Origin of the sequence: Pseudomyxococcus flavus (genome assembly GCF_050038885.1) — a bacterium.
GTDB classification, from domain to species: Bacteria; Myxococcota; Myxococcia; order Myxococcales; family Myxococcaceae; genus Myxococcus; species Myxococcus flavus.
In genome coordinates this window covers 7535139-7559067 of record NZ_CP143624.1, presented here as the reverse complement: position 1 = coordinate 7559067, position 23929 = coordinate 7535139, and the positions used below count along the sequence as shown (strand labels likewise).

General features: G+C 69.1%; 20 protein-coding genes. 5 read left to right on the top strand and 15 right to left on the bottom strand.

Annotation, left to right across the window (positions count from 1 at the left end; genetic code table 11):
* Nucleotides 1-30 precede the first annotated feature (30 nt).
* From VZL07_RS31440 to VZL07_RS31425, 4 genes are all read right to left on the bottom strand, one after another.
* A protein-coding gene (locus tag VZL07_RS31440) for an IS3 family transposase (protein WP_426749735.1) occupies nt 31-1160 on the bottom strand; the annotation gives its coding sequence in 2 pieces (ribosomal slippage) (nt 31-878 and nt 878-1160; 1131 coding nt in all).
* A gap of 497 nt (nt 1161-1657) precedes the next feature.
* A complete protein-coding gene (locus VZL07_RS31435) occupies nt 1658-2125 on the bottom strand; it encodes a DoxX family protein (protein ID WP_426751635.1) in 468 nt (155 codons plus the stop codon).
* Between the two features lie 270 nt (nt 2126-2395).
* Nucleotides 2396-3028: a collagen-like protein gene (locus tag VZL07_RS31430; RefSeq protein ID WP_426751634.1), complete on the bottom strand. Its 633-nt coding sequence runs from the start codon at nt 3026-3028 to the stop codon at nt 2396-2398.
* Nucleotides 3029-3465: 437 nt separating this feature from the next.
* Nucleotides 3466-4404, bottom strand: coding sequence for a GNAT family N-acetyltransferase (locus VZL07_RS31425; RefSeq protein ID WP_426751633.1), 939 nt, complete (start codon nt 4402-4404; stop codon nt 3466-3468).
* A 140-nt stretch (nt 4405-4544) separates the two neighbouring features.
* Here VZL07_RS31425 and leuS point away from each other — a divergent pair, with 140 nt between their 5' ends.
* Nucleotides 4545-7031: a leucine--tRNA ligase gene (gene leuS, locus VZL07_RS31420; protein ID WP_426751632.1), complete on the top strand. Its 2487-nt coding sequence runs from the start codon at nt 4545-4547 to the stop codon at nt 7029-7031.
* Nucleotides 7032-7128: 97 nt separating this feature from the next.
* Here leuS and VZL07_RS31415 read toward each other — a convergent pair whose 3' ends face one another.
* Nucleotides 7129-8421: a hypothetical protein gene (locus tag VZL07_RS31415; protein ID WP_426751631.1), complete on the bottom strand. Its 1293-nt coding sequence runs from the start codon at nt 8419-8421 to the stop codon at nt 7129-7131.
* Nucleotides 8422-8567: 146 nt separating this feature from the next.
* A complete protein-coding gene (locus VZL07_RS31410; RefSeq protein ID WP_426751630.1) occupies nt 8568-10004 on the bottom strand; it encodes a DUF6891 domain-containing protein in 1437 nt (478 codons plus the stop codon).
* A gap of 136 nt (nt 10005-10140) precedes the next feature.
* Here VZL07_RS31410 and VZL07_RS31405 point away from each other — a divergent pair, with 136 nt between their 5' ends.
* The 4 genes from VZL07_RS31405 (at nt 10141) to VZL07_RS31390 (ending at nt 13517) form a co-directional block, all read left to right on the top strand.
* On the top strand, nt 10141-10770 hold the full coding sequence (locus VZL07_RS31405) for a DUF1579 domain-containing protein (protein WP_426751629.1): 630 nt from the start codon (nt 10141-10143) through the stop codon (nt 10768-10770).
* A 227-nt stretch (nt 10771-10997) separates the two neighbouring features.
* A complete protein-coding gene (locus tag VZL07_RS31400) occupies nt 10998-11909 on the top strand; it encodes a macrolide 2'-phosphotransferase (RefSeq protein WP_426751628.1) in 912 nt (303 codons plus the stop codon).
* A 99-nt stretch (nt 11910-12008) separates the two neighbouring features.
* Entirely contained in the window at nt 12009-12530 is a 522-nt protein-coding gene (locus VZL07_RS31395; protein ID WP_426751627.1) for a cytochrome c-type biogenesis protein, read from the top strand.
* Nucleotides 12531-12542: 12 nt separating this feature from the next.
* Nucleotides 12543-13517, top strand: coding sequence for a tetratricopeptide repeat protein (locus VZL07_RS31390; protein WP_426751626.1), 975 nt, complete (start codon nt 12543-12545; stop codon nt 13515-13517).
* Between the two features lie 93 nt (nt 13518-13610).
* Here the strand turns inward: VZL07_RS31390 and VZL07_RS31385 are convergent, their stop codons facing one another.
* The 9 genes from VZL07_RS31385 to VZL07_RS31345 all read right to left on the bottom strand — a co-directional run bounded on the left by VZL07_RS31385 (nt 13611) and on the right by VZL07_RS31345 (nt 23808).
* Nucleotides 13611-14813 carry a GNAT family N-acetyltransferase gene (locus VZL07_RS31385; protein WP_426751625.1) on the bottom strand — a complete coding sequence of 401 codons (1203 nt, stop codon included), beginning with the start codon at nt 14811-14813 and terminating at the stop codon, nt 13611-13613.
* Nucleotides 14814-14865: 52 nt separating this feature from the next.
* Nucleotides 14866-16035 carry a DegT/DnrJ/EryC1/StrS family aminotransferase gene (locus VZL07_RS31380; protein WP_426751624.1) on the bottom strand — a complete coding sequence of 390 codons (1170 nt, stop codon included), beginning with the start codon at nt 16033-16035 and terminating at the stop codon, nt 14866-14868.
* Entirely contained in the window at nt 16032-17150 is a 1119-nt protein-coding gene (locus VZL07_RS31375; RefSeq protein ID WP_426751623.1) for a GNAT family N-acetyltransferase, read from the bottom strand. The genes VZL07_RS31380 and VZL07_RS31375 overlap by 4 nt, the downstream gene beginning before the upstream one ends.
* 39 nt (nt 17151-17189) lie before the next feature.
* Nucleotides 17190-18269: a gluconeogenesis factor YvcK family protein gene (locus VZL07_RS31370; RefSeq protein WP_426751622.1), complete on the bottom strand. Its 1080-nt coding sequence runs from the start codon at nt 18267-18269 to the stop codon at nt 17190-17192.
* A gap of 93 nt (nt 18270-18362) precedes the next feature.
* Nucleotides 18363-19730 carry a polyisoprenyl-phosphate hexose-1-phosphate transferase ExoE gene (gene exoE, locus VZL07_RS31365; RefSeq protein ID WP_426751621.1) on the bottom strand — a complete coding sequence of 456 codons (1368 nt, stop codon included), beginning with the start codon at nt 19728-19730 and terminating at the stop codon, nt 18363-18365.
* 86 nt (nt 19731-19816) lie between these two features.
* Nucleotides 19817-20554, bottom strand: a complete 738-nt coding sequence (locus tag VZL07_RS31360; RefSeq protein ID WP_426751620.1) for a CpsD/CapB family tyrosine-protein kinase — start codon at nt 20552-20554, stop codon at nt 19817-19819.
* A gap of 28 nt (nt 20555-20582) precedes the next feature.
* Nucleotides 20583-22010, bottom strand: a complete 1428-nt coding sequence (locus tag VZL07_RS31355; RefSeq protein ID WP_426751619.1) for a GumC family protein — start codon at nt 22008-22010, stop codon at nt 20583-20585.
* Between the two features lie 14 nt (nt 22011-22024).
* Entirely contained in the window at nt 22025-23170 is a 1146-nt protein-coding gene (locus VZL07_RS31350; RefSeq protein ID WP_426757414.1) for a hypothetical protein, read from the bottom strand.
* A 65-nt stretch (nt 23171-23235) separates the two neighbouring features.
* The gene (locus tag VZL07_RS31345) at nt 23236-23808 is read right to left on the bottom strand and encodes a polysaccharide biosynthesis/export family protein (RefSeq protein ID WP_426751618.1); all 573 of its coding nucleotides are present in this window, start codon (nt 23806-23808) and stop codon (nt 23236-23238) included.
* Nucleotides 23809-23929 lie beyond the last annotated feature (121 nt).

The following is a 23929-nucleotide window of genomic DNA, read 5'->3' as shown; positions in this document are numbered from 1 at the left end:
ACCTGTGGATAGCTGTGGAGGCCTGTGGAGTCACGCCGCGTGCTCGATGAGGCCGGTGCGGTAGACATGCATGGGCGTGCGGTACCCGAGCGCCTGGTGCGGGCGCTCAAGGTTGTAGAAGCGCAGCCAGCGGCCCACGCCCGCCCAGGCCTGGCGCACGTCGGCGTAGGCGTTGAGATAGACCTCCTCGTACTTGAGGCTGCGCCAGAGCCGCTCGACGAAGATGTTGTCCACGCACCGGCCCTTGCCGTCCATGCTGATGCGCACCTGCTGCCCCTTGAGCACCGCGAGCCAGTCCTTGTCCGTGAACTGCGCCCCCTGGTCGGTGTTGAAGATGCTGGGAGGTCCATGGTGGCGCAGGGCCTCTTCGAGAGCCTCGATGCAGAAGTCCGTCGAGAGCGTGTTGGACACGCGCCAGGCCAGCACCACCCGGCTGAACCAGTCCATGATGGCCACCAGGTACGCCCACCCGTACGCCAGCGGCACGTACGTGATGTCGGCCGCCCAGGCCTGGTTCGGCTTCACGATAGCCAGCCCTCGAAGCAGGTACGGGTAGACGGGATGCTCCGGGTGGGGCCGGCTGGTATGCGGCCCAGGTGCCATCCCCTCCAGGCCCATGAGGCGCATGAGCCGCTGCACGCGCTTGCGGTTCACCTCGTACCCCTCGTGCTGGAGCACCACCGTCATGCGGCGGCTGCCGTAGAAGGGCCGCGCCAGGTACAGCTCGTCGATGCGGCGCATGAGCTGGAGCTCCTCGGCGTTCACTTCGATGGGCTGGTAGTAGAGCCCCGAGCGCGAGACCTGGAGCAGGTCGCACTGCTTGCGCACCGAGAGCGTGTCGAGTCCGGGCTGCACCATCGCTCGCCTCTCGCTCAGCGGGAGCGCTGCAGCCCGCGCGCTAAAAAATCGCGCTCCACCGTCAGCTCGCCGATTTTCCGCAGCAGTTCGTCCTGCACCTTCTCGGCGTCCCGCCCCGCGGCCTCGGTGGTGAAGGCCGTGGCCGCCTTCTCCAGCAGCTGCTTCTTCCACTGGCCCACCAGCACCGGGTGCACCCCGTGCCGGCGCCCCAGCTGCGCCAGGCTCTCCTTCTCCTGCAGCGCCTCCAGCGCTACGCGCGCCTTGAACTCCGGGTCGAACCGCTTCTTGTTCCTCTGCTTCATGGCCGTTCTCCTACGTGGGAGTCGGCTCAAAACGCAAAGATGGGGGTGGTCCAAAAAACGGGGTCCACTTCACCTCGCGGTCATGCTCTACTTGTCTGGCACGATGGGGCTGCGGCTTTGGCAAGAACGAACCCCCATCCTCCAGTGGCTGGATATCGCAGCAAGCATCATGATCATCATTGCCGGCATGCTCATCCACTGGATCATGATGAAGCCACATCAGGCTATCGTCGCATTACCCACCACTCGCCCGGCGTTCCCACGCAGCTCGCAGTCTGCGCAACAGTGCCCGCCCTCTTCGGCAGGCAGGAAACCCAGGCTCCGAGTGCTCTGGGACCTCCGCAAGGGGCTATTCAGGAAGCAGCGTTGACCACGTCAGCCCTACGCGGTGCAAGTGAAGGAAACGGTGAGAGTCACCCATGTTGAAGGGCGGCTCTCAAGCCCGTTAGTTGCACGACGCGGGAGCTGCGCTGACCGCTCGGCGGAGCCGCGCGCGCTCACTTCGCGCCAGGCGTCACGCGGGCGGCCAGCATGGCGCGGAACACGTCCCGGTACGCCCAGGCCAGGTAGACTTCAAGGGCGAGTACAATGACAGTCATCACCATACCGCTCGGCGCCAGGAAGACGTGGTACGCGACGATGTTGACGATGACGGGGGCGAGGAGTGTCAGCGCCAGCGGCACGAAGCGGTTCGCCAGCAACAGCACGCCCGCCAGCACCTCGGTGCCCTTGATGAGCGGCATCATGTAGCCCGTCTTCGCGAGTGCGACGCTGAACGCCATGGCCGCCTCGGGAATGGTCTCCGGTGGCGGCGGCGGAATGAAGTTCAGGAAGCCGTTCAGCCCGAAGACGAAGAACAGCAGCCCCTGCAACACCCGCGCGACCTTCAGCAAATGACGACCGAGCGACTTCGTGCCCTGCCCTGCTGCAGCGACATCCACGTTCAGCGGCGTTCCGGTCGACATGGCTTGCTCCCCTTCTTCGTTCCTTCAGGTTGGCGCCAGAGCCATCCGCCCCGGCTTCTAACGTGACGACGAACGAGGTTTGGGGAGATCGACATGCCGGCCAATGATTCGACCACCCCACATAACCCCCTGAAACAACTGGCCTCCATGCCTATCGAGCGGGCGCGTCACGTGGTGTAGCCGACCGGCACCCCATGCAGTTGGAGCACGTGCTCGTGGAGACCGCCACGCCCGGTCGTGGAAGGCCAGGCGTGGGTGGCCAAGGGCGACTCAGGCGTCGCCGCTAAAGGTGCCCACGACCTGGATGTGGCTCTTACCCGTCTCCGAGCAGGTCGCGTTGACGCTGACGCTCCAGTCCGGAACCTCGGAATGCCAGGTGACCGAGCCTGTCCAGCTCGTGCATTCTCCAGCGTTATTATCCGCGTACAGGTAGAGCGATACCCTTGAATTCGGAAGGGTGAAGACCTGCCCGGGCGTCGTCAGGGGGCGGGTCACGCGGATGACCAAGGTCGAGAAGACGGCGCCACAGGTGACGCTCTCACCGCCCGTAATTCCCATCTGCACATTGAAGACATCGTTCGAGGCGCAGCTCGTCGGACCATAGCAGTAGTAGTTGCCAGACCTGAGGCTGCCCCCCACACCGTTCCCATAGACCGAGCCCGTGGTGGTGATGGGGCGGGTCATGTTCCACTGGCAGGCGGGCTTCTCGGTGCGGCAGCACGCGGCATCGCCAGGGGCACAGGCGGTCGTGTAGCACCCGACGGGATTCACCGCGGAGCCCCCAGTACACTTCGTGCTCAGCACCGCGTCGGTGCCCGAACGCGTGCAGGCCCACAGATTCGCACCCTCGCAGAAGAGCTCACCCGGCGCGCAGATTTCCGGCAACTCACCCACGGGGCCCATGGGGCCAGCCGGACCCGTATCGCCCCTGGGGCCCTGCGGACCTTGAGGCCCCATGTCGCCGCGCGGGCCCTGCGCGCCGGTGTCCCCCTTGGGCCCTTGTGGCCCCTGGGGCCCCATCACGCCGCGCGGGCCTTGCTCGCCCATCGGGCCCTGCGGTCCCGTCAGCCCCCGTTCGCCACGCGGGCCGGCGGGCCCCTGCGGTCCAGGAGGTCCACCCGCAGGCCCCTGTGGCCCTTGGGGCCCCTGAGGCCCCACCGGTCCCTGAGGACCCATGGTGCCCTCGGAAGAACAGGCGGCGGAAAACAGAAGACTCAGCAACAACGGGAGGAGTGCTCGGGAGGAGTATTGGGTCATTGAGGGGCGCGCCCATACAGCTTGCTCTTGCGCGGAGCAAGCCCGCCCGTGCACACGGCTCTGCGCCGGCCACCGCCGGGCGATTACAGACGCTTTCCCGCGACGTCGAACAGCGGGCCCCTGAAGACAATGGCACCTGGCAGGGGCCGATAGCCCATCACCTCGTTGAGATGGCGGATGGAGGCGTTCCCCACGACGTTCTCTGTCACCATGCGCTTGAAGCCCGCGTGAATGGCGCCTGCGACCTGAGCCCGCTTGAGCGCGCTGGCGATGCCCCTCCCACGCCAGGCGCGCTTTACGCCGGTGAGACTGTGGAAGACGACGCCACGCTGGCCGCGCTGGAGCACCGCGTAGCCCACCACCTCGTCGCCGTGGAGCGCGATGAAGGTCAGGTCCGGCGTGTGGAGGGGCCGGTCGATGTCGGAGGCGCGCCACTCCGCGAAGGTGCCCGCCTCCTCCGGCGGGTCAACGGGCATGTCGGGGATGGCCTCCAACGCCACCTGGTACATCCCCGGCAGCAGGTCGTCGCGTCCTGTCCGCGAGATGATTCGCACGCCCTCCGGGGGCCGCACCTCGGGCGCGGGGACACCCTCCAGTTCCAGGATGAGCTCGGTGTGCCGGAACGCCTCCTGGTAACCGCGCCTGAGGAGGTACCGCAGCGCGTCCTCCTGGGACGCGTAGGCCTCTACCTCCAACTCCGTCACGCCGAGCCCATGCGCGTAGGCAGACAGCGTGCGGTGCAGCGCGGAACCCAATCCCTGCCCTCGATGCTCGCGACGCACCCAGATGCCGGCCACCGCGCACGTCCCACCACTGCCAGGGGAGGGAGGCTCCACGAACGCGGCGCCCACGGGAGCGCCGTCCAGCTTCAGCACGGAGTCGACCCGTCCCGCCCGCAACCCGCGCAGGTAGCGCGCATCCTCGAACGAGGGCACGCCCCACACGTCCGTGGAATCCACCACCGCCACCCACTGCCGCAGGGTGGCGTCATCCCGCACGATCTCGATTGTGCTCTGTGCCATCGCCCCTCCTTCTACGTGAAGACAACGCCCCCGCTTCCAACAAGACCGCCGCTGAGCGGCGCCTCTCGAAAGCCGCTCCGGGGCGGGGTGCCAGCGACGGATAGGAGGGACAAAGCCCTGCCGTGCTAGATACGGCCGCCATGTCCACCGAGCGCCCCAAGTACGACCCTGCGTCCATCGAGCCCAAGTGGCAGGCCCGCTGGGAGCAGGAGAAGACCTTCGAAGCCCGCCGTCACCCGGGCCGGCCCAAGGCCTACATCCTCGACATGTTCCCCTACCCGTCCGGCTCGGGGCTCCACGTGGGCCACCCGGAGGGATACACCGCCACCGACATCGTCGCCCGCTACCAGCGCATGCGCGGCGTGGACGTGCTCCACCCCATGGGCTGGGACTCGTTCGGCCTCCCCGCCGAGCAGCACGCCATCGAGACCGGCACCCACCCCGCCCAGACGACCGCGAAGAACATCGCCACCTTCAAGCGGCAGCTCAAGTCGCTCGGCTTCTCGTATGACTGGTCGCGTGAGCTGGCCACCACCGACGAGGCCTACGTCCGCTGGACGCAGTGGATCTTCCTGAAACTCTTCGAGCGCGGGCTCGCCTATCAGGCCGAGCTCCCGGTGAACTGGTGCCCCGCCCTGGGCACCGTGCTCGCCAACGAGGAGGTCATCGACGGCAAGAGCGAGCGCGGGGGGCACCCCGTGGTCCGCCTCCCGCTGCGTCAGTGGACGCTGCGCATCACCGCCTACGCGGACCGCCTGGCGCAGGAGCTCCAGGGGCTCGACTGGCCCGAGACGAAGGAGAAGCAGATCCACTGGATCGGCCGCAGCGAGGGCGCCGAGGTGGACTTCGCCCTCGAAGGCCGCGGCGAGAAGCTCCGCATCTTCACCACGCGCCCGGACACCCTCTTCGGCGCCACGTACATGGTCATCGCCCCCGAGCACCCGCTGCTCGAGTCGCTCGTCACCCCGGAGCACCGCCAGCAGGTGCTCGCCTACCGGGACTCGGTGGTCAGCAAGAGCGACCTGGACCGCACGGCGCTCACCAAGACGAAGACAGGAGCGTTCACCGGCGCCTATGCGCTCCACCCCATCACCGGGGCGCGGCTGCCCATCTGGGTGGCGGACTTCGTGCTGGGCTCCTACGGCACGGGCGCCATCATGAGCGTGCCCGCGCACGACGAGCGTGACTTCGAGTTCGCCCGTGCCTTCGGGCTGCCCGTGGTCGAGGTCGTCTCGCCGGACGGCCAGCTCCACGACACCGCCTCCTGGACCGAGGCCGTCACCACGGACGGCGTCGCCGTCCGCTCGGGGTTCCTCGACGGCCTTCGCACGCCCGAGGCCAAGGCCGCGATGATCTCCCATCTGGAGCAGAACAGCCTGGGCACGCGCCGGGTGCAGTACCGCCTGCGCGACTGGGTCTTCTCGCGCCAGCGCTACTGGGGCGAGCCCATCCCGGTCTACTTCCCCGTCGAGCTGCCCGCCGGCTCCACGGATCCGCGCAAGCACCCCCACACGGTGCGCTACGACCAGCCCATCCCCGTGCCGGAGAGCGAGCTGCCCGTGCGCCTCCCCGAGCTCGAGGACTTCAAGCCCTCGGACGATCCCGCCGGCCCCCTGTCGCGCGCGCTCGACTGGCGCTTCTTCCAGAAGGATGGCCAGTGGTTCGCCCGCGAGACCAACACCATGCCCCAGTGGGCGGGCTCGTGCTGGTACTACCTGCGCTTCCTCGACCCACACAACACTCAGGCCGCCTTCTCCCAGGAAGCCTATGACGCCTGGATGCCCGTGGACCTGTATGTCGGCGGCGCCGAGCACGCGGTGCTCCACCTGCTCTACGCCCGCTTCTGGCACAAGGTCCTCTTCGACTGCGGCGTGGTCTCGCACCCCGAGCCCTTCGGCAAGCTCGTCCACCAGGGGATGATCCTCGGCGAGAACAACGAGAAGATGTCCAAGTCGCGCGGCAACGTCGTCAACCCCGACGAGGTCGTCCAGCGCCACGGCGCCGACTCCCTGCGTGTCTATGAGATGTTCATGGGGCCGCTCGAGGCCGTGAAGCCCTGGCAGACCCAGGGCGTCATCGGCGTCCGCCGCTTCCTGGACCGCGTCTGGAATACGCTGGCGTTCGTGAAGGAGGAGCCCGGCTCCGCCGAGGCCACGCTCGACGACGAGACGCTCCGCCTGCTGCACAAGACCATCAAGAAGGTGGGCGAGGACATCGAGACGCTCCGGCTCAACACCGCCGTCAGCGCGCTGATGATCCTCTCCAACAAGCTCGCGGAGCTTCCTCGCGTCCCGCTCGAGGCGGCCCGTACGTTCGCGCTCCTGCTGTCGCCCTTCGCGCCCCACCTCGCCGAGGAGCTGTGGCAGCGGCTCGGTGCCGCCCAGACGCTGGCCTACGAGCCCTGGCCCTCCTATGACGCCGCCCTCACCGTGGACGATGTCGTCGAGATGGGCGTCCAGGTGAACGGGAAGCTGCGGAGCAAGGTGAAGCTGCGCCGCGATGCCTCCGAGGCCGATGTTCGCGCCGCCATCGCGAACGATCCCAATGTCCTGGCCCATACCCAGGGCAAGACGGAGAAGAAGTTCGTCTACGTCCCGGGCCGCATCATCAACCTGGTCGTCGGCTGAACGGATTCTGGGAGGCGGGCCCATTCCTGGGCCCCTCTCCCCTCCTGTCGGCCTCACCCGCGTTTCGGCGGGGCGCGGAGGGCACGTCGGTAGCTCTCTAGCTCCCGCTCCCGAGCCCGCTTCCCGCGCGCGGAGAGGTGTACTGCGCGAACGCGGAGAGGATGCGCAGCTTGGGACATTGGTCCCGGAGCCACGCGACGCCCTCTTTCGTCACCTGGGTGCCGCGCAGGTGCACGCGGCGGAGGTTCAGGACGGGCAGGTGCTTCAGGCCAGCGTCGCTGACCCGCGTGTTTTCAAGGTAGAGATCACGGAGTGTCGACAGCTTCAGCAAGTGCGCGAGCCCTGCGTCGCTCACGGAAGTCTTGTCCAACGTGAGCGAGCGCAGCCGAGTGAGCCCCGCTAGCGCACGCAGGTTTTCGTCCCCCACCGCCGTCTTCTGGAGTGACAGCGTGCTCAGCAACTGGAAACGGCGAAGCGTCTCCAGCGACTTCACCGGCGATCCCGCCACGTCGAGCTCCACGAGCGAATCGAGGGAAGGAAGCGTTCCGAAGTCTGTAAACGAAGACGCGTGCAGGCGGAGTGACGTCAAGCTCGGCAGCGAGGCGAGTGTGGAAACGCCCTTGAGGAGCGCCCCCTGGACCTCGACCTCGAGGTCCTCCAGCCCGGAGAACCCGTCGATGGCGCGGAGATCGATGGGCAGTTCGGGGGCCGCTTGCCAGACCAGATCGCGCAGCGGTACGCCTACGAATTGGCGGAGGCCCGGCCCCAGGATGCGCGTCTTCTCCAGCCGGAGAAGCCGCAATGCCGGCAGCGACGTTCGAGAGAGCGCCTCCAGGATGCTGTCATCCAGAGCCGGACCGGACAGCACCAGGGTCTCCACGTGCAATGACCGACTTCTGAGTCTGGCTAATTCCGCCTCACTCCTGACCTGCACGTGCCAGTAAAGGCTATAGCGCCTTCTATTTTCGATGTCGTACGACGGCGGCAGGGGTGGGCCGAGGACGTGAAAGGGCGGGTATCCCTCGCGCTCATGGTAGAGGAGCTGCTCGTTGGCAGTGAAGCGCCCACAGCAGGCCACCTCGATGGCTGTGTGCTCGCCGTCCTCCCGACTCACTGAGAGGTCGATCCACTCGGGGACGGTCCCTTCGCGCCACAACAGCTCGACGACCTCCTCTCGCGTGAGCCCCGAGCCAGACGTGGCCGGGATCCGCTCGGGGTCCTCCGGGTAGATGCGCTCATCCGGGTGCAGTTGGTTGCCGTCGTACGAGCAGTTGAGCTGGACATCGAAGCGGATGGCGTCCGGCAGCGATTCGAAGATGAGCGTGCGGGTGAAGTCACGGGTCCGTTCGGCGGCACGCCGCAACCGCTCAGCAAAGACGCTCTTGTCCATGGAAGGCACATGATGCCACGCCAGGACAGACCTGCGCCGACCGGAAGCGCCTGCGAGCCGCCTCCCCCACCCGGCAGGTTCGCTCAATGCGGTGGCCCCCGGGGGCAAAGCGACGGATGAGCACCGGCCCCGGGTGATGCCGGGGCTCACCCATCGAAGCGCACGGTCTCCGAGAAGGAGCGGTCTCCCTTCACAGCGAGCGCCTTGAGCTTGGGGAACCGTCCCTTCACGCGCTCCAGCAGGTCAGGCAGCACACTGCTCGCCTCAAGGTCGTCGCGGAACTCGCACGTGAGTTCTTCGAGCGTACGTGAGTGCATCCGGTCCAGGTCATACAGGAACAGGCGGTCGGCCCGCACCGTCACGGAGCGCACGCGCGGGAGCAGGTCCACCATCGAGGGACTGAAGCAATAGAGCCCCACCGTGGCGGACTCGGACGTGTCCACACTGGAGCGCCGACGCCGCCAGGTGAAGGCGGGCACCGTGATGCGCGTATGGACGCTGCCATTCCACTCGGGCGCAAGGCCGTGCTTGCGCAGCGCCTCGACCACGGCCTCGGCGACCTTCAGGTCCTGATCGGTGAGTTCCTCGCCGTCCAGGGTTCCGAAGGCGATGCAGACGCCGTGGCCCTTCAGGGCAATGTCCAGGTCCTGCTCATGGAAGAACGCGGCGGCCCAGCTCTTCACACCACGGCGCGCCCGCTCCGCCGCGATTTCTCGGACGTAGCTCCACCCTCCGCTCAGCGTGTTGGTCGCGCCCATCTCGGCGACGATGCCCGCCCGGTTCAGGTCGTCGAAGGCGGCATCCAGCCGGTCCGCCTCGATGACCTCGGGCCAGTGCCTTTCTTCCTCGAGCCGCGCCCGCACCTCTTTTTCGAACGCCTTCCAGACCTCGCGGCGCACGCGGTCATCATCCAAATCGTCCCAATCTCCCCCGCCGCTGCCATCTGAGATGTCGGGCAGCGCGTAGGTGCCGTACTCGAAGGTCCTGCGAAGCTCCGCCAGTGGCTCCTGAATCAGCGAGGCCTGCGCTTCTGATAGCGGAGGCGGCGCGTACGATAGCTCGCCCAGCCGGCGCGCCAGTTCCTCCGCCCGGGCCCGCAGCCCGAACGCCTCGGTCCGCTTCGGCATTGGCACGTCGCCGCGCGTCGTCGCCAGCACCATGTACTCGAACTTGAACTTCTCCTCGTGGACCAGCTCGACGTCCACCTGGAGATGCCCCTCGTCGTCCTCCCAGACGATGGGGTCGAAGCCCGAGCCTTTCAGGACCTCGCGAGCAATTGCCTCGATCTGCTTCGTCGTGGCCGATTCGTCCTGTGGGGGCACGAGCGCCACGGCGCTCCACCTCCGAGCCACCTCTTCGACGCGCTCCGTCCACTCCAGCTTCGCGACGAGCTCGGGCCGCAGAACACTCCCGTCCGATGAAGCGATAGCGCGCTCCAGCACCTCACCCGAATCCTGGTTCACCCAATTCAGTATCAGGAACCAGATGCCATCCGCTCGAACATGGACACCGAGGTCTTCGACGTCTGGCATCACCTCGTCGACGACGGCACGAGCCTGCTCGTACTGCGACGCTTCATCCATGACGTGCACCCTTGCACTCGTTCTATCCACAGCACCGAAAGATCCGCCGACTCAGGCGCAATCCGCGCTCTTCCCGCATGGCGACCGTACTCCTTAGATGCAAGTGGATTACACAACGACTCCGCGGGAGAAAGCCATGGTCCTACGTACGTCCGTCTTCCTGATCGTCGCCATCGCCGGCCTGTTCGGATGTAGAGCCAGTTCTTCGAAATGGCCGGAAGGCCCCGGGGCTGCCCCTCCGGGCCGGCAGGCACCGACACCTGAGTCCCAAGCGGTCCCGGACTCTGCCGCGGCGAAAGCCTCGACCTCAACGGTCGAGCCCGCAATCACGGCCTCGTCCGCGCTGGTTGACGCGACCGAGTCCCTGACGGGGACCTGGACCTGTAGCGGTTCGGTCCATGGGCCCGGTGGTGCGAGCCCAAGCGAGGTCACCGTCACTGTCAGGCCCGACCTCGACAAGGCATGGCTGCGAACCGACTTCGTGGTGTTGTCCGGCGAGTACAAATACAACTTCACCTCGTACCGCACGTTCGACGCAGCATCGAGCAAGTGGGTGAATGTCATCGTCGACAACTTGGGTGGTCACGCCAGGTCTTCGTCCACGGACGGCGTCACCTGGCTTGGGGAGTCGAGCGGCCCCATGGGCGAGATGAAAATCATGGACACAGAGAATGCCGTCTCGCCAGGCATGATGAAGATGCGTGGCCAGTACTCGCTGGATGGCCGGAACTGGAGCACCGGGTACGATCTGTCCTGCAAGAAGTGAGGGTCGAGCACCTCGCGCCGGCCCCAGGCCCCCACGGCCACGTCCAGGGACGAACATTTCGCTTGGCGACCCGACGCTTCAGCGGCGACATACCGCCTCGACTGTCAGGATGCGCGTCCCGACGAGGTCGTGGCGCATCGAACCGTGGCCGACCGGAGCTCCGTCCTCCTCGGACGGGTGGATGGGCGCTCCAGCCTCGGGATGACTCGACTGAAAGGATGCCCCGGATGTCCCCCTCCCCGAACGATGCCCCCCAGATCCTCGAGCTCGCCGCCACGCATGGCCTGGAGCTCAAACCCGACTCCCTCTCCGTCAACGAGGCCGGGCTCGACTACCGCGTCGTCATGGCGCGCGGTCTCGACGACACCCAGTGGGTCCTGCGCATCCCCCGGCGGGACGATGTCTCCGAGAAGCTCGACGCCGAGCGCAGGATCCTGGACTTCATCGCCCCCCGCCTCGGCGTGGCCGTTCCACAGTGGCAGGTCGCCAACCGGCGCCTCATCGCCTACAGGGCCCTGCCCGGCAAACCGGGCCTGACGCTGGACCCGGCCACGAGCCAGCCCATCTGGCACTTCGACAACACCTCCCGCGTCTATGCCCAGGAGTTCGGCCGTCTGCTCCAGCGGATGCACGCCATCGACATCGAGGAGGCCCGGCGGGCGGGCCTGGTGGTCGAGACACCCGAGCAGGTTCGCGCCAACTGGGCCGCCGATATCGCCCGGGTCCGCTCGGAGTTCGACGTCGAGGCGTCGCTCGCCCGGCGCTGGGAGAGCTGGCTGGCGGACGATTCGTACTGGCCCCGGCACGTCGTGATGACCCACGGTGAAATGTACCCCGCCCACGTCCTGCTCAACCCGGATGACACCATCACGGGCGTGCTCGACTGGACCACGGCCAAGGTGGGAGACCCGGCCCGGGACTTCGTCTTCCAGAAGATGCTCGGCGTGGACGCCGTCTTCGAGGCCACGGTCGACGCCTATGTGAAGGCCGGCGGGAAGGTCTGGGACCGGCTGGGCGACCACTGCACGGAGCTGCTCGCGGCCGGGCCCGTGGGCTACGCCATCTATGCGCTGGTCACGGGCGCACCGGAGCACCGGGCGGCCGCCCAGGCGCAGCTGAAGCCCTCCGGGGCCATGTAGGCATGCAGGCTGGGCGGCAGGCCGAGGGCCCGCCGCTCAGGTTTCACTGTCCAATAAAGGCCTGGGGCGCTAGGTAGGGACGGCTCGCCGGAGCTTCCGATGACCGCTGCCCTCCTGTCCCTGTCCCTCGCCTTCACCCTCGTCACCGGCCAGTTCGCGCCGCAAGAAGCGGGAAGCGACCCGCTCGCGCCGGAGCTGGAGGCGCGAGTCCAGTCCCTGGGCAAGCAGCTGCGCTGCGCCGTCTGCCAGGGCCTCTCCGTCGCGGACAGCCCGTCCTCCATGGCCCGCGCCCAGCTGGACATGATTCGCGCGCAGGTCGCCGAGGGGAAGAGCGACTCGGAAATCGTCGAGTACTTCGTCGCTCGCTACGGCGAGTGGGTGCTGCTGTCCCCCCGCGCGGAGGGCTTCAACTGGTTCGTGTGGCTGGGGCCGGTGGCGCTCGTCGTCGGGGGCGCCTTCGTCATCTGGCGCCAGCTCCAGCGGGGCCCGGGCACGGCGGAGACGCCCCCCACGCCTTCTGAAGAGTCGAAACCCGCGGCCCCGGCCGCGCCCGCCGGAACGCCTCCGGCGGATGAAGAGGACCCGTACCTCCAGGCCGTGCGCCGGGAGCTCGAGCGCTAGGAGCGCCAGGCCATGCAGCCGCAGACGACCAACTGGTTGCCCGGAATCATCGTTCTCGCCGCCACCTTCGTGCTGGCGGCGGGCTGGCTTCTCTTCCAGCGCCGCAAGGGCGCGCTCGTCTCGGACGAGCCCCGCGACGGCGTGCTCGATGACCTGACGCAGCGCGCGCAGTCGCTCATCGACCAGCTCCGGGCGCTCGAAGCGGAGAAGCACAACCAGAGCCCTGAGCAGTACGCCGCCGAGAAGGCCCGCCTGGAGCGCGAGGCCGCCGCGGCCCTGCGCGCCAAGGACGAGCACCTCCAGCGCAAGGCCTCCGGTCAGGGCTCGCGCCCCCGGCCCCAGGCACCGGCCCCCACCGGCTGGGCATCGCGCAATCCACAGCTCGTGGGTGCGGTCTGGGGCGCGGGCATCGTCCTGTTCTTCGGCGGCCTCGGCTACCTGCTCGTCTCCGAGCAGCAGACGCGCACCGAAGGCATGGAGGCCACCGGCCGCACGCCGCCGGGCGGCGCCACCGCGCAGCAGCAGCAGCAGGGCGCGGGCATGGACGGGCAGATGCCGGACAGCCCTGAGATGCAGCAGGCCCGCGCGCGGCTGGATGCCAACGCCGGTGACGTGGAGGCCGCCGCCTTGCTGAGCCACGAGCTCATCCGCCGGCAGCAATTCGACGAGGCCGCGAAGGTCACCGCGAAGGGCCTGGCGGCGGACCCGTTCAACGTCGAGCTCAAGGTGCACCGCGGCGTGCTGCGCGCCACCCAGGGCGACATGCCCGGCGCCGAGGCCGAGCTGACGGAGCTGGTGGACACCTGGCCGGACGCGCAGGAGGCGCTCATCTTCCTGGGCAGCCTCGCCCTGCGGCGCGGCGACAAGGCCACGGCGCTGGCCCACTTCGAGCGCTTCTCCGTCGAGGTGCCGCGCAACATGCAGCCCCCGCAGCTCGGGCCCGCCATCGCCCAGCTCCGCTCCGAGGTCGCTGCCGGCGTGCCCTGACGGGCGGTCAGCGGCGTCCGACGCAGCCTCGCGGCGTCACTCCGGCCCACCGCCGGAGTCGACGCCGCGCTCGTATCGTGGCCCCGCCGCCGCTCAGGGCACCGCGGCCCGGCGGCGGCGCAGGCGCCGCACCTTCTCCACCAGCGTGTCCGGCATCACCGCCTTGGCGCAGTCGCGCAGCCCACGCGCCAGGGCCTCGGACTGGGAGAACCAGCGCCCCTCCCAGGTGCCCGCGTGGACGCGCACGGACACCGTCCGCCGCTGCTTCGACACCCAGTCCGACTTGTACGTCTCCGTTCCCCGGAGGAAGTCGTACTCGGTCAGGCCCGCGTCGATGGCGTCGCGGAACGTCTCCCCCACCAGCACCAGGCCCACGCTGCGATTGCGCCACGCCGGGTCATAGCCGGACTGGAAGTACACGAAGCTGTTCCGGTGGAGGATGCCGTACACCGACGCCACGGCCCGCCCGCCCACCTTCATCGTGTACATGCGCAGCCGGCCCCGCTCCGCGAGGAACTGCGTGGCATCCCGGTGGAAGGCCTCCACCCCCGTGCCCTTGATGCCCTGCGAGCCCCCGTCCGCGGCCCACCGCGCCGAGTGCAGGCGGAAGAAGTCCGTCAGCGGCGCCGCCAGCTCGCCCGGCGCATCCGTGCGCTCGATTCGGTAGCCCTCCTGCTTCTCCAGCCACTTGCGCCGCCGCAGGAAGTTGTCCCGGCGCCCCGTGCGCTTGAGGAACGCCTCGAAGGGCTCCCCCGGCGACAGCGTGTCGTAGGGGCACACGTAGCGCGGCGTCACGCGCACGTCCTGCGCCGCGAAGGTCTCCCGGAGCACGTCCACCGTGGGCGAGCCCTCGCGCAGGTCCGACAAATCCAGCACGTCCCACTCGTCGCGAAGCGCGTGCAACATCCGCGCGAAGACGCCGGCCACCTCGCGCTCGCGGCCCCTGCGCGCCACGATGTCCAGGTAGTCGCTGCCCACGTGCGTCTCGCCCAGGAAGCTCAGCCGCCGCACCGGTACGCCGGTGACGCCCAGGTACTCGACCCCCAGCGGCATCAGCCCCACCAGCGCGCCCGTCCTGTCGCGTGCCGTCAGCACCAGCGGCCGCCGGGCGGCGGCAATCCGCCGGCACCACGGATACAGCCACTCCCACGCGTTGAAGGGGCCCGCGTCGCTCGCATCCAGCAGCGCGTCCCACTCCTCCCGCATCCTCGCCAGCGTGGAGAGGCTGCCCACGGCGCCCACCTCCAGCAGGTGCGAGGCCCGCGGTCCCTGCGACAGCTCGTCCTCCCGAATCAACGCCCGTCCTCCCGGAGGGGCGGCAGCCCCTCCCCTGTCCCTTGGATGAACCTCAGCCCACGCGCTTCTTCGTTCGATGGTCCGCCTTCACGGCCTCGCGCACCGCCTGCGCCACGTCCGCCATGACCTCGGGCGTCAGGTCCTGGTGGCACGGAATCTCCACGATGGAGCGACGCAGCTGCGCCACCTCCGGGAAGGCCGACGCGTCACAGGCCGGGTGGAAGCGCTTCCAGAAGTCGATGGCGTCGATGCCCTGTGCCCGCAGCCGCGCCAGCACCTCCGCCTTGTCCTGCACCACCAGCGGGTAGAACAGCGGGCAGGCCCCGGGCGGGAGCTGGTTGAACAGCGGCGGCGACACCTCGCGCAGCCGGCCCAGCAGGAAGAAGTAGTTGCGGCGCCGCTGCTCGACGATGGCCTCCAGGTCCTGCGCCAGGGCGATGCGCTTCGTCAGCGGGCTCATGCCCAGGTCCACGTGCCGCCGGTCGAAGTGTTGCGTACCCGTGGCCACGCGCTCGATGCTGGCCGCCTTCACGGTGCCATGCCCCACCGCGCGCACGGCGCTGCGCAGCGCCCGGCCCGCCAGGCCGCCGCGCAGCTCCAGGTTCTGCAGCAGCGCGGACACCGTGTGGCTGAACGTGGACGTGGCCGGCGGCGCGGGCGGCTCGGGCAGGCTGTACTGGCGCGGACCGTTGACGACCAAGGCGCCCCCATTGGGAACCGGCAGCGTCTTGTAGAGACAGAAAATGCCCACGTCCCCCGTCGTCCCCAGGGGCACCGCGCCGTCGGACGACAGGAGCGACAGCGCGCAGTCCTCGATGAGGATGAGGCCGTGCTGGTCCGCCAGCTTGCGCATCTCCGCGACCGGGCCCGGGAAGCCCGCATAGTGCGTGAGGTAGAGCGCCCGCGTCTTCGGGCCGATGCGCCGGGCCACGTCGTCCAGGTCCACGTCCCAGCGGCTGCCCACCCGGTAGAAGCGCGGCGTGGCGCCCGCATCCACCAGGGCCTCCACCTCCACGCCGTGGTGGTACGCCGGCATCAACACCTCGCCCGAGTCCAGCCCCAGCATCTTCACCGTGAGCCAGATGGCGTTGCGGGCGAAGTAGAAGTAGCGGACGTTGGGCGAGGAGAATGGCGGCAGCGCGCCCGGCTTCGGCCGTGACAGCAACATGTGCGGCCACAGCGTGGGCAGGGACGGAACGAACAGCCGGCCAGAGTGCTTCATCGTCTCCATCGCGACACCACCTCTTTCACCGCGGGCCCCCACCGGAACTTGGCCGCACAAAGCGCCCGGCCGAAGGGAGAGTCATTGAACACGTAGAGCCAGGTGTGGCGCCGGACCTCGTTCGTCCAGTCGCGCTTCCACACCATGTCCGGCCCCAGGAAGTCGAACTCGTGCAGCCGCCGGTCGATGCTGCGCCCGATGACCTCGTCCACCAGGAGCTGTCCCGGGCTGCACTCACGCAGGCCTTCGTCGTAGCCGGGCTTCAGCAGGAAGTAGCGCCCGCCGTACTCCAGGCCGTACTGGAAGGCCACCGGCCGCCCATCCAGGCGCAGGAAGTACAGCGCCAGCCGTTGACGGTAGGCCGCGTCCCGCGCCAGCTCCGTGTAGAAGCCGCGCGTGCGCGCATCCTGCGCCATGGCGGTGCCGCGGGCGCCCTTCCAGCCGCTCTGCTCCAGCTCGAAGCCCTCCTCCAGCGCGCCCTCCAGCCCGAGCCCGCCGTCCACCCGCTCGAAGGTCACCCGCCCCTTCTCCTCCAGCTTCCGGCGCCGGCGGCGGCAGTTGGCCTTGAACTTGGACTGCAAGCGCTTCTGGAAGGCCTCCCGCGTGGCGGGCAGCGGGACGTAGGGCGAGCGCAGCGACTCCCACTCCCCCACGGCCATGCCCGCCTCGCGCGCCACGGCATGCAGCCGCCAGGCCGCGCCGCCGTCCGGGACATCCGTGAGGCGAAGGACATCCCAGCCGCCCTGCGCGCGCAGGTGCGACATGAAGGCCGCCGCCGCGACGTCCGGCGCCTTCGCCAGCAGGTCGAACCGGCAGGAGTGGGCGTTGGCCGCCGCGGACAGCTGCCGCACCGGCACGCCCACCAAGGTGGTGCGCTCCTCCCACAGCGGGAGCGCGGCGCTCAGGGTCCCATCCGCGTCCCGCAGCGTCAGCACGCGCGGGCTCACGCCGGGGACGAAGTTGTCCAGCCAGATGCGGAGGAGCTCGTGCCGGTAGAACAGCTCGTTGGAGGTGGCCTCCACGAGCGCGTTCCACTCGGACTCCAGGGCCATGAAGGCCGCGCGTCCCGTCACTTCCACGACGCGCGGCGAGGCAGAGAGGTGTCTTGCTTCCATGAGGTGTAGGGCGCCCAAGGTGGTGATGAAGGTTCGCGGCTACAAGCCACTGCGGGCCATCTTCAGGAGGCAGGCAGCGACCTTGCGGCTGTCGTGTCGAATCCTCGACCCTGCCTTGAGCAGGTCCGCCTGGACGGGCACCACGCCCGCGCCAATCAGGTCCCTCGGGTGGGCCGAGACGACGAACGAGCCCCGCCGCGCATAGCGCTGGGTGGACTCCTCGGAGGGCTTCGTGCCGTTGACGAGCACCGCGTCCAGCACCGGCCCCACGTGGTCGGTGACGGCCTGGACATGGTCCAGGCAGGACATGCCGTCCGTCTCGCCCGGCTGCGTCATCAGGTTGGCCACCATGACCTTGAGCGCCCGCGTCTCCTTGAGCGCCTGGGCCACGCCGTCCACCAGCAGGTTGGGCAGCACGCTCGAGTAGAGCGAGCCCGGGCCAATGGCGACGAGGTCCGCGGTGTAGATGGCCTCCAGCAGGCCCTCGGTGGGCGGCGGTGAGCGCGGGCTCAGCGTGACGCGGCGCACCCGGCCGTGCGCGCGGCAGATGTTGCGCTCCCCCACCACCTCCGTGTCGTCATGCATCTGCGCCACCAGCTGCACCGACGCCAGCGTGGACGGCAACACCTGGCCCCGGGCGCCGAGCAGCTCGCCGGACATGCGCACCGCCTCCAGGAAGTCACCCTTCAGCTCCGCGAGCGCGGCGATGAGCAGGTTGCCCACCGCGTGGCCGGCGAGGCCGCGCGCGCCGCCGAAGCGGAACTGGAAGACGTCCTTGAGCGCGTTCTTCCCGCCCGCCAGCGCCACCAGGCAGTTGCGGATGTCGCCCGGCGGCAGCGCGCCGTGCAGCCTGCGCAGGCGACCGGAGCTGCCTCCGTCGTCGCTCATGGCCACCACCGCAGTGATGTCGATGCCGGGCTCGCGCGCCTTGGGCAGCGCGCGCCGCGCCAGCCCCCGGAGCACCATGGGCAGGCCCGTCCCCCCGCCAATGGCGACGATGCGCGTCGGCCGGTCCACCTGCCCCTGGAGCAACTCGTTGCCCTGGCGCTCCAGCTCGAGCCTGCGCCGAGCCTCGGCCCAGTCCGCGGGCAGCGGCGCTTCCATGTCCATTCCCACCATGACGCTAACCCCCATCCACGACGCCCCAACCCGCCTCCCCAGGCGGGCCCACCCACCCCGGCCTCCCTCATGAGGCCGGGGAAGTGGATTGCCCTACCGCGCCCCACGACCGAGCAGTACGTGCCTCACGGTGTGGAAGATGATGCCCACATCCAGGAACAGCGAACCGTTCTTCACGTAGTACAGGTCGAACTCCAGCTTGTTGCGCGCATCCTCCACCGACGCACCGTAGGGGTAGCGAATCTGCGCCCACCCCGTCAGGCCTGGCTTCACCGCCTCCCGCAGTCCGTAGAAAGGAATCTGCTGCTTCAACTGCTCGACGAACACTGGCCTCTCGGGGCGAGGCCCTACGAAACTCATGTCTCCCGTCAGGATGTTGAAGACCTGGGGAATCTCGTCGATGCGCGTGCGGCGGATGAAGCGGCCCACCCGCGTGACACGGTCATCGTTCGCCTTCGCCCAGACCGCGCCATCCTTCTCCGCGTCCGTGCGCATGCTGCGGAACTTCCACAGGTGATAGGTGCTCCCGAACAGCCCGGTCCTTTCCTGCCGGTAGAAGATGGGCCCCTTCGAGTCCAGCTTGATGGCCACCGCGACCAGCAGCAGGAAGGGCGCGGACAGCAAAAGCAGGAGTGATGCCACCGCGATGTCGAACCCCCGCTTGAGCAGGCGGCGCAGCGGGGACACGGTGAGCTCGTCCGCGAAGGCGAAGTCACTGGCCCGCAGGAACTGCACCGGAATCCGGCGCAGCACGCGCTCGCAGAAGCCCGTCGCTTCGTAGACGCGCCGCCCCTGGAGCCGGCAGCGCAGCAGCGCGTCCACCCAGTTGGCGCCTCGCATGTCGTCCGCGGCCTGCACGACATACGCCGCGTTCAGCCGCGCGGCCGTCTGCTCCAGCGGCTCGCCGGAGGTGCGCGGGTCCGTCAGGCCCACGATGCGGTAGGTGCCCTCCCCGCCCGCCTCGATGGCGCTGGCCACCGCCCGGGCCTTGGGGCCATCACCGACGATGAGCACCGAGTGAGGCGCCCCCACCAGCGCGCGGATGGACACCCGCACCATCAGCGTGCCGGCCAGGGCGCCCATGGCCCCGCCCAGCAAGGTACCCGGCGGCAGCTGCACCGGCATCACCAGCGGCGTCACCAGCATGACACCGCCCGCCACCATCGCGGTGACGCCCGCGGCCTTGAGGAACCGGTAGCCCCGCACCCGGTCCTCCGCGGCCACGCGGAGGTCGTACAGGTCGAGCAGGTACAGCGTGAACTGGAAGGTGACGACGAAAGCAGCGCCCAGCCCCACCAGCGTGGGCCACAGCTCCGTCAGGGGCGTATGGGTCCCCTCGGGCGCGAAGAGTGCCGCGCAGGCCGCCGCGCCCATCACGCAGGCCAGTGCGATCGCCGAGCTCTCGGCGAGGAAGAACGTCAGTTTCTTTGCAGAGAAATAGTGGTGAAAAACGCGGAGCACGTGCCCCTCCAACCAACCCGCCCGACCCTCTGCCACCTCCGACTCCGCCCCCCGTCACCAGGAGGCGGAGCCGGAGACTCACGCCGCTACCTCTTCTCGTAGTTCTTCAAGTACGGCGCCGAGTGGATCTCCGCGCCATTCAGCACACAGCCGACGATGGGCGCGCCGCCCAGCGTCTCGACCGCCTGGTGCACCGCCTTGCCCGAGGTGACGTTGGCGCGGATGACCATCAGCACGCCGTCCACCTGGTGGCCGAGGATGGCCGCGTCCGCGAAGGGCAGCGTCGGCGGCAGGTCGATGTAGACCTCGTCGAAGCCCTCGCGCACCGCCTTGAGGAACTGCTTCATCCGCGTGCTCGCCAGCACCTGCGCGGTGTCCTCCGGCGTGACGCCCGCGGGGATGAGGGCCAGGCGCGTGGAGTTGAACCGCCGCACCACGTCGCGCACCTCGCACTCCCCCGCCAGCAGCTCCGCCAGGCCCGTCTTGTTGCGCATGCCCAGCGTGGCCGCCACGCCCCCCCGGCGCAGGTCCGCATCCACCAGCAGGATGCGGCGCTCCGGGTTCGCCCGGGCCGCGGCGAGCGCCAGGTTGACGCTCGTCACCGTCTTGCCCTCGCCCGGCATCGCCGAGGTGAGCGCCACGACCTTCATCGGCCGCAGGTCCCGCATGCGCTCCAGCCTGTAATAAAGGCTGCGGTACTGCTCGGCCGCCGCCGACGCCGGCGCCGTCAGCGTCACCACCCGGCGATCCACCGCGTTGCCGCCCGCCGGGTTGTCATCCACTCGAGGGAGGAAGTTGCCCGCCCGCTCCATCGTCTGATCCATCTCCGTCCTCCGTCCTTTTCGGCGAGACTCAGTTCAACGACGTGGGGTTGGACACGCTGTTCCGAGCCCCCGAAGCCGGCATCAGAATCCGCCGCTCCGTCTTGCCCTGCATTTCCGGGACCACCGCCAGCACAGGCAGCGTCAGGCGCTGGCGGACCTCCATGCCGTCACGCAGGCTGTCATCGCGCATCTCCAGCACCGCGCCCGTCAGAACACCCAGGCCCAGGGCCAGCAGGAAGACGATGAGCATGCCCGTCATGCGGTCCGGCCGGGCCGGGGTCGCCGGCACGCCCGCCGGCGAGATGACGTTGAACAGGCTCTTGGCGCTCTTGGCCTCCAGCTCCTGCGCAATCTCCGCCTCCACCTTGCGGCTCACCACGCTCTGGTACTTGGTGCGCGCGATTTCGTAGTCGCGGTTCATCACCGCCAGCTCGTGCGCCCAGCGCGGGGTGTTGTTGAGGCGGGCCTGGTAGGCCTCGGCCTGCTTCTGCAGGTCCTGGATCTCCTGCTGGATGTTGCCAATCAGCGTGGCCACGCGGGTGCGCTCGGCGCGCTCGGCCCACAGGCGCCCTTCCGCCTCCTTGCGGCGGGCCGTCATGCCCTCCAGCTCCGCCTGCAGGCGCTTCACCTCCGGGTGGTCATCCGTCCAGGTGGTGCGCGCGTTCACCAGGGCCCGCGTGAGGCCGTTCTCCGCGGCCTCCAGCCGGCCCGCCTCGCTGTCCACCGCGTTGCGCGCCCGCGCCAGGTCGGAGCGCCGCGCCTCGGCGACGCGCAGCTCCTCGGACTTCGTCTGGAGCTGGTGGGACACGCGCTCCAGCCCGCGCATGTTCATCTCCATCTGCTCGGGCAGCTCGCCCAGGTGGTCCACCTTGAACTGGGAGATCTTCGTCTCCCAGTTGCTGACCGCCCTGCCCAGCGCGACCATCTCCTCGTTGAAGAGCTCGGTGGCGCGCGCCGCCTGCGCCTGGCGAATCTTGAGCGTCTCCTCGGAGAAGATGGTCGGCAGGCGGTTGGCCACCTGCGCCGCCACCTGCGGGTCGCGGTTCGCGTAGGTGAGCTCGAAGGCCGTCTCACCCTCCACGCGCACCGTCAGGTCCTTGCGCATCTGCGCGACGGCGGCCTCCATGCCCTTCTCGGAGACGATTTCCGGGTAGAGGTTCATCTCCTCGATGGCCTTCTGGAGCACCGGGCGCGCCAGCAGCTCCTGGCGGACGGTGAGCAGCCGCTGCTCGATGATTTCGCTCACCGTGCGCTGCACCATCTCCTCGCCCGGCCGCTGCGGCTCCACGCGGACGACCACGGATGCTTCGTACATGCTTGGCCGGGTCATCACGATGGCTGCCCCCACCACGAAGACCACTGCTGCGATGGCACCAACCAGTGCCTTGCGCCGCCACAGCGCCGCCAGAAGCTGGTCTGCCGTCATCCCTCGCTCCATGTTCCGCTCCTCCTCCATCCCACTCGCTGTACCTACCAAGGCGTCACCACCAGACGGACGGCGAAGACATTGCGCGTCAGGTCCACCGCGCTCGCCGAATCCGCCAGCCCCACCTGTGCAATGCGATCCACCGCACCCTGCGCCGCCAGGCGCCGGTCGATGCGGTACTCCACGCCACCACTCACCGCGTAGCCTTGAGACACCCGCGGCGCTCCTCGGAACACGGCCCAGTCCACCGACGGGGCCTGCCCGTTGCGGAAGAAACTGGCCGCGCCGAACACCGAGAACTTCTGGGTGAAGCGACGCGCCAGCATCACCGACGCGTAGTCCGCCCACAGCGCGTTCGTGAAGCCGTTGGCGCCCACCAGGTCGTGTCCCATCGACACGCCCAGGTCGAGCAGCTCGCCTTCACGCTGCAGCTCCACGTGCACGCGCGGAACCCAGCCACCCTCCTGGCCCAGCGGCGCCAGGTACCGCACCGGGCCCGCCCGGACGGTGAGGGTGGTAGGCCGCGTCAGCCGGTACCGCAACCCCAGCGCCGCGCCATGCGCCTGGCTCAGCGTCCCGTCGTAGAGGAAGCCCTGGTACCGGTACTCCAGGCCCAGGCTGAGCCGCCGCGTGGTGCGGTACCACGCCTCCAGCGACGGCGCATGCGCATAGCCCGCCTGCTGGCCGGCCTCGAGGATGCGCACCACCTCGAAGCGGTAGCCCGCGCGCAGGTCCAGCCGCGACGTCACGCGGTTCGTCACGCCCAGCGTCGCCTGCGTGAAGAACGTGGGCTGCGTGGAGCGGGCCAGGCCGTCACGCGGCAGGGAGCTGGGGTCGGTGACGCGGAACACCCGCACCGCGGCATCCAGCCGCAGCGTGCGCGACAGCAGGTGCCGGGCCTCGAGCCCGCCCCGGTGGTCCAGCGTCGTCCTGCCCGAGCCGTGCCGCATCAGCAGGTCGGCCGCGTAGAAGCTGTCCAGCGTGAGCCGCGCGTCCTTCGCCTCCAGCCCCAGCCGCGGCGTCAGCTTGGTCATCAGCTGGCCGGTGCCGTCCCCGCCCAGGCGGAGGTCGTCGTCGAACCGCTCCTCGGCCGTCAGCCGCAGCCGGGGCTCCCAGACAGTCGCGCCGTGCGCGGCGGGAGCAGCGAGCATCAGGCCCGCCAGTAGCCACTTCTTCCAGTTGCCCTTCACCGTCGCCCTCCGTCCCGCACACCCGCCACCGTCCACGTCCACTCCGCCCACGGCCTCCCCACACCTCACGGCACGACGATGGTGTCACCCGGGCGGAGCATGAGCTCGTGTCCGCCATCCGGAGAGATGAGGTCGCGGTAGCGCACCGGAATCTGCCCGCCGTTCTTGTCGCTGCGGATGACCACGATTCCATCCGAGTTCGCGAAGTCCGTGAAACCGCCCGCCAGGGCGATGGCCTGCAGCAGCGACACCCGGCCGCGCAGCGGATAGGCGCCCGGGTGGGCCACCTCGCCGGTGACGAACACGCGGCTGCTGTTCACCTCGCGGACGATGACCGTCACGCGGGGGTCCTGCACGTACGGCTGGAACGCCTGCTTCAGGGACTCGGCCAGCTCCGTGGGCGTCTTCCCCGCCGCGTGGACCTCGCCCACCATGGGCATGGAGATGTAGCCATCCGGACGGACAGGAAGCGTCCGGGACAGCTCCGCGTCACGCCAAACGGCGATGTCCAGCACGTCCTCGCGGCCAATCCGATAGGGCTGCTCCGTGTTGTCCACCTTCACCGCCGGCTGGTGCGCGCAGCCCCCCAGGAGCATCACACCCAACACCGTCCAGAACCCCGCGCTCGTCTTGCCCATCGTCCAATCTCCCTCAAAAGCGTGTGTTGCGCTCCCGGCCCGTCAGCAGCCGGGCGTTGCTTCCGGCGCCGTTGCCTTAGCAGCGGATGTGCCACGTACCAGGGGGAGGGAAAGCCCATGG

What these genes read in the sequence shown, in the direction of transcription:
- VZL07_RS31435 (WP_426751635.1), bottom strand. Translation starts at nt 2,125, where the DNA reads ATGTCGACCGGAACGCCGCTGAACGTGGATGTCGCTGCAGCAGGGCAG.
- VZL07_RS31430 (WP_426751634.1), bottom strand. Translation starts at nt 3,028, where the DNA reads ATGGGCCCCGTGGGTGAGTTGCCGGAAATCTGCGCGCCGGGTGAGCTC.
- VZL07_RS31425 (WP_426751633.1), bottom strand. Translation starts at nt 4,404, where the DNA reads ATGGCACAGAGCACAATCGAGATCGTGCGGGATGACGCCACCCTGCGG.
- leuS (WP_426751632.1), top strand. Translation starts at nt 4,545, where the DNA reads ATGTCCACCGAGCGCCCCAAGTACGACCCTGCGTCCATCGAGCCCAAG.
- VZL07_RS31415 (WP_426751631.1), bottom strand. Translation starts at nt 8,421, where the DNA reads ATGGACAAGAGCGTCTTTGCTGAGCGGTTGCGGCGTGCCGCCGAACGG.
- VZL07_RS31410 (WP_426751630.1), bottom strand. Translation starts at nt 10,004, where the DNA reads ATGGATGAAGCGTCGCAGTACGAGCAGGCTCGTGCCGTCGTCGACGAG.
- VZL07_RS31405 (WP_426751629.1), top strand. Translation starts at nt 10,141, where the DNA reads ATGGTCCTACGTACGTCCGTCTTCCTGATCGTCGCCATCGCCGGCCTG.
- VZL07_RS31400 (WP_426751628.1), top strand. Translation starts at nt 10,998, where the DNA reads ATGTCCCCCTCCCCGAACGATGCCCCCCAGATCCTCGAGCTCGCCGCC.
- VZL07_RS31395 (WP_426751627.1), top strand. Translation starts at nt 12,009, where the DNA reads ATGACCGCTGCCCTCCTGTCCCTGTCCCTCGCCTTCACCCTCGTCACC.
- VZL07_RS31390 (WP_426751626.1), top strand. Translation starts at nt 12,543, where the DNA reads ATGCAGCCGCAGACGACCAACTGGTTGCCCGGAATCATCGTTCTCGCC.
- VZL07_RS31380 (WP_426751624.1), bottom strand. Translation starts at nt 16,035, where the DNA reads ATGAAGCACTCTGGCCGGCTGTTCGTTCCGTCCCTGCCCACGCTGTGG.
- VZL07_RS31375 (WP_426751623.1), bottom strand. Translation starts at nt 17,150, where the DNA reads ATGGAAGCAAGACACCTCTCTGCCTCGCCGCGCGTCGTGGAAGTGACG.
- VZL07_RS31370 (WP_426751622.1), bottom strand. Translation starts at nt 18,269, where the DNA reads ATGGTGGGAATGGACATGGAAGCGCCGCTGCCCGCGGACTGGGCCGAG.
- VZL07_RS31360 (WP_426751620.1), bottom strand. Translation starts at nt 20,554, where the DNA reads ATGGATCAGACGATGGAGCGGGCGGGCAACTTCCTCCCTCGAGTGGAT.
- VZL07_RS31355 (WP_426751619.1), bottom strand. Translation starts at nt 22,010, where the DNA reads ATGGAGGAGGAGCGGAACATGGAGCGAGGGATGACGGCAGACCAGCTT.
- VZL07_RS31345 (WP_426751618.1), bottom strand. Translation starts at nt 23,808, where the DNA reads ATGGGCAAGACGAGCGCGGGGTTCTGGACGGTGTTGGGTGTGATGCTC.